The organism is Streptomyces soli (assembly GCF_003999195.1).
Lineage (GTDB): Bacteria > Actinomycetota > Actinomycetes > Streptomycetales > Streptomycetaceae > Actinacidiphila > Actinacidiphila soli.
Genome location: NZ_RJVR01000061.1, coordinates 1 through 4,307 on the forward strand (window position 1 = coordinate 1; position 4,307 = coordinate 4,307).

A 4,307-nucleotide genomic window follows, 5' to 3' on the forward strand; every position below is an offset into this window, starting at 1 on the left:
GACGTCCGCAGCTGGCTCCTCGGCCCTCACGGGTCATGGCTGCCGATCACCGCGGACGGGATCGAACTGATCAACTTGGCGCGGACACCGGCGATCACTCGGTACCGCTACCGGGGCGACACGATCCCCAGCCCTTGGCCCACAGCCTGACATTCAGCCCGACGGCAGGAACTGTGGAGAGCCCGGTACTCGGAGACGGGTACGCCGGGTTCGGAGAGCGGCCTGGAGAAACGGGCCGGTGGCAACACCGGAACCGCGCTTCAGGCCGACTCAACCGGGGCCGGTGGCGCTGCGTTCGGCGCAGGCCTCGGCCAGGACGAGTCGAACCAGGGACGCGAGAGTGTTGGGGCGGCCCTCGACCGGTGCGCCGGTCGTGGTGGTGATCGCCGGTCGCTGGGCCTTGCTGAGCTTCACGGGGTTCTCCTGGGTGGAAGGGGGCCGGGGTCCGGGTGTCCGGGCCTGGTGGGGTGGTCAGTGCTGGGCGCGGTGGACGGCCAGGGCGAGCATCCGGACGCGTTCGGGCCAGGTGAGGCCGTACAGGGGCGGGTACTCCTGGGGCTGGCCGCCGACGGTGACTGTCCACGGGCTGTCGCTCTAACTGGCCTGGGCGTCATGGCGGATGACCACTGCGTGGCCGTCGGTGGTGAACTCGGCGCGGATGGTGCGGGGCCGGTGTGCCACGTAGGGCGGCCGTTCGCGTCGGCGGCGGTCTCCTCGAAGTACGCCACGTCGGCGATGGTGTGTCCCCATGCGGTGACGGCGTCGGCAAGCTGCCGCGTGACCTGCTGCGCCCCGGTGAAACCGGGGGCGGGGAGGGGAGGGTGTCGGGCACGGGGTACTGGCGGTCAACCCACGTGATCTCGGCGGTGTCCATGAGCGCGCTCCTTGGCGGGGAGGGGCCGGGGCCCGGGTGACCGGGCCCCGGCGGGGCGGTCACTGCTCGGGCTGGTCGTCCTCGGCGTGGTCGGTCGGGGCGACGGCGGCAAGGATGGTCTTTGCGGCGGCCATGACCCGGTTACCGGCGGCCTTGATGGTCTCGGCGACTTCCTCGGGGTTCTTGCCTGCCCAACCGGCCACGTATGGGACGGAGTAGGCGGCGGAGTTCAGTCCGAACACTGCGCACACCACGTAGGCGACGGATTCGGCCTCGGTCTCCATCAGGCCCCGGTGCTGCCGGTACTCGTTCATGTCCGCGACGTGCGCGCACTGGATGTGCGCGACTTCGTGCGTGAGGGTCTTGGCGGCGTGGGCATCGTCCAGGGCGCTGCTCACCCGCACGGTGCGGGTGTCGGGGTTGGTCCATCCGTTGGTGGTGCCGGTGTTGCCGCGCTCGAGGGCGTAGCCGAGGGACACGGCGTGGGCGGCGAGGCTGTCCCACATCTTCGTGGGAGCGTCACCGGTCAGCCTCGGCGCTCCGGGTGCGACGGAGTCGGGCTTGCCGTCGTTGCGGTCGGTCTGAGTGATGTCCCACACGGGAACGGGCCGGTAGAGCACCCGGCGGCGTTCGTCGTCCTGGTCGGCGCTGCCCTTGGCGGCATCGCTGTCGCTGTCGCGGAGGGTCATCGGGGCCAGGATCCACACAGCACGCTCACCCGGGCGCACGTGGCGCTCGCGCCTCTGCCACTCGCGATAACCGGCGACCTGGGTTGCGTGCGGGCATTGTGAGAGGAGCAGCAGCATGTTCCGGAAGCTGTAGCGGTGGAAGTGGATCGCGCCGTCCAGCATGGTTCGCCACGAGTCGGTGGTGACCAACTGGGAGACAGCCGTGTCGAACTGCCCCTTGAGTTCGGCGACTCGGGCGGCCTGCTTCTCGGCGCGCTCCTGCGGGGTGCTGGTCCGGCGACGGCTGGGGGCCTTCGTGGCTGCCAATGTGACTCCTTGGTGGGTTGGAGCCGTCGGCCGGAGTTGCCGCTCCGGCCGACGGTTCGAGCGGTTTGCCGTCCACTCTTTCCGACATTCATAATCATACTCTTTCACTCAAGCTCTGGCAACATCACCTGCACCATTACTTGCGGCATCCCTTGCACCATTCCTTGCACCATCACTTGCGGCGCTCTTCGTGGTGAGTCCGCGTTTCCCCTGCTCAGCGACCCTGTTCGGCGCTTCCGTCGTGCTGACTTTCCCCTCTCTGCCGCCTCTTCCTGTCCTTGGGTGTTGGTGGTGTGTGTGGTTGGGTGGTGGCGGGCGGCGGCGAGGGGAACGGCCGGGCGCTGGGCTGGCTGCTGGGGGTGGCGTCGGCCGGGGCCGCCGCGCGGGGGCGGTGGGGCGGCTAGAGCCTGTCTGGAGTCGTGATCAATGCGGTCTGTTTCGGACCCGAGGGTCACGCCGAGCTGGTAAACGCTGCGGTGATGCGACGTGAACTGAGCGATGGTGAGTGGGAACTGATAGAGCTGTTCCTGCCGATAGGACGGTACGGCCCGGGGTCGCGGTCGCGGCGCCCGGCTGGCGAGCCGGACGCCGCAACCGCGCAGATCAGGCCGGCGAGGTGACTGCTCCGCCGAAGTGCCGGGCGAAGAAGCGGACCGCGCTGTCGGCCTCGAACCGGGGCAGTTCCTTGTGCTTGCCCGCGTTGGCGTGCAACGTCTTCTCCTTCGAGGCGAAGGCGTCGAACAGCGCGAGACCGGCCTCGCGCGGGATGTGCTCGTCATCCCACTGCATGTCGAACTCGATCGGGATGGTGATCTGCTTCGCCTTCTCGGCCAGGACATCGGGCCAGTGTTGACCGAAGACCGCGGCGGTGATCCTGGGTTCGATCGCTACGAACAGTACGCCGATCGCGGTGCCCATGTTGATGCCCCAGAAGCCGACCGGCTCGTCGGTGCCGATCTCCGGGAGTTCCTGGAGGGCATCCAGGGTCGCCTGGTACTCGGGCACGGCGAGCTCCGCCAGGTGGTCGTTGTAGCGCACGACGATCGGGCCTTCCGGCTCGCCCGCCGCCCTCGCCCGGAACAGCTCGGCGATTTCCGCCTCGTCGTGCGCCGTGCGCGGCCGGTCGCCGTGACCGGGCGCGTCGATGACGGCGACGTGGAAGCCGCAGCCGGTCACGAGGCGCTGGGCGCGGCCGGACATCGCCGGGTGCTTCTTGTGGTTGCCGCCGCCGTGGGCCATCAGGATCAGGGGCGCGCGATCGGCTGCGTTGGAGGCCGGCGACCAGAGGACGCCGGGGACGTCGCCCACGGTGAAGTCGCGTTCGAGCATGCCGTTCGACGACGACTCGGCGGTGAACTGCAGAGAATGCATAGGTGTTGCCTTTCGGGAGTGCCTTGTTGTCGAGGCGCTCCCGGCGACGTCTACGTCAATCGCCGGCCGTGACGGGAAGGGGGAGCACCCACGTCGATACAGCGTTCATGGGTCTCACCTCCTCGGGCGGTGTCACGGTCGCCTGAAAGCTACCAGCCCGACGATCATCCCTCCAACCCTTTTCCCGCCACGTGATCACAACTCCAGACAGGCCCTAGGGCCGCCTCTGGCCGCCGTTCTTCCCCTGGGGGGGATGGAGGAGGACGTAGGGTCCGGGCGGCCCGCCACGTGCGAGGTAATGGTGATGCCTTGGCGGGTCCTGCCGAGTGAGGGGGCCGCCGGACGGCGGGGCGTGAAGCGATCACAGCGACTTGCCGTCCGGCGGCGGATGATCCAGCGCCCGGGGGGGTGGGGCCTGATCATCCACCACAGCATACGGGCCTGCGCTGGGCCGTGATCATCTGGTACTGCGCGTGGCCGCATCGTTCGTCCGGCGGCCTCCCCATGGGCCGTGTGCCTGGGGGCCCGTCCGGGTCCCCAGGGTCCCAGCGCCGGGTAGCTGCACGCCGTGCGGTGCGGGAAGAACAGGAGCTGACCGCCGGTGCGATGATTCATCGTTGACATTATGCAGGTGAATACCTGCATAATCGGGGCGTGAGCCTCTCGAGAGCGATGGATTCGGTCTTCAAAGCGCTGGCCGATCCCACCCGGCGACTCCTGCTCGACCGTCTGCGGGAGCACAACGGCCAGACACTGAGCGAGCTGTGCGAAAGCTTGGACATGGCGCGCCAGTCGGCGACACAGCATCTCGACATCCTTGAGCGGGCCAACCTCGTGACCGTCGTGCGACGCGGGCGGGAGCGGCTTCATTACCTCAACCCGACACCGATCCACGAGATCGAGGAGCGCTGGATCTCGGGGTTCGACAAGCCCCGCCTGCAAGCGATCAGTGCCATCAAGAACCAGGCAGAGGAGTACGCCATGACCAACGGACCCACGTCCGTGCCGACCTACGTCTATGTCACCTACATCCGCGCAAGTGCGGAGCAGGTGTGGCAAGCCCTGAC

The 4,307-nt window shown here is 68.5% G+C and carries 4 protein-coding genes; 1 reads left to right on the forward strand and 3 read right to left on the reverse strand.

Annotated features, from left to right (window positions below):
• Window positions 1-270: 270 nt before the first annotated feature.
• The 3 genes from EFK10_RS46980 to EFK10_RS04490 all read right to left on the reverse strand — a co-directional run bounded on the left by EFK10_RS46980 (window position 271) and on the right by EFK10_RS04490 (window position 3,240).
• Window positions 271-414 (reverse strand): hypothetical protein, encoded by a 144-nt coding sequence (locus tag EFK10_RS46980; RefSeq protein WP_164835819.1) that lies wholly within the window; start codon window positions 412-414, stop codon window positions 271-273.
• A 519-nt stretch (window positions 415-933) separates the two neighbouring features.
• A complete protein-coding gene (locus EFK10_RS04485; RefSeq protein ID WP_127354470.1) occupies window positions 934-1,869 on the reverse strand; it encodes an ArdC family protein in 936 nt (311 codons plus the stop codon).
• A 603-nt stretch (window positions 1,870-2,472) separates the two neighbouring features.
• Complete coding sequence (locus EFK10_RS04490; RefSeq protein ID WP_127354471.1) at window positions 2,473-3,240, reverse strand: alpha/beta hydrolase family protein; 768 nt, start codon at window positions 3,238-3,240, stop codon at window positions 2,473-2,475.
• Window positions 3,241-3,912: 672 nt separating this feature from the next.
• Here EFK10_RS04490 and EFK10_RS04495 point away from each other — a divergent pair.
• A partial coding sequence (locus tag EFK10_RS04495; RefSeq protein WP_127354472.1) for an ArsR/SmtB family transcription factor occupies window positions 3,913-4,307 on the forward strand: 395 nt, incomplete at its 3' end.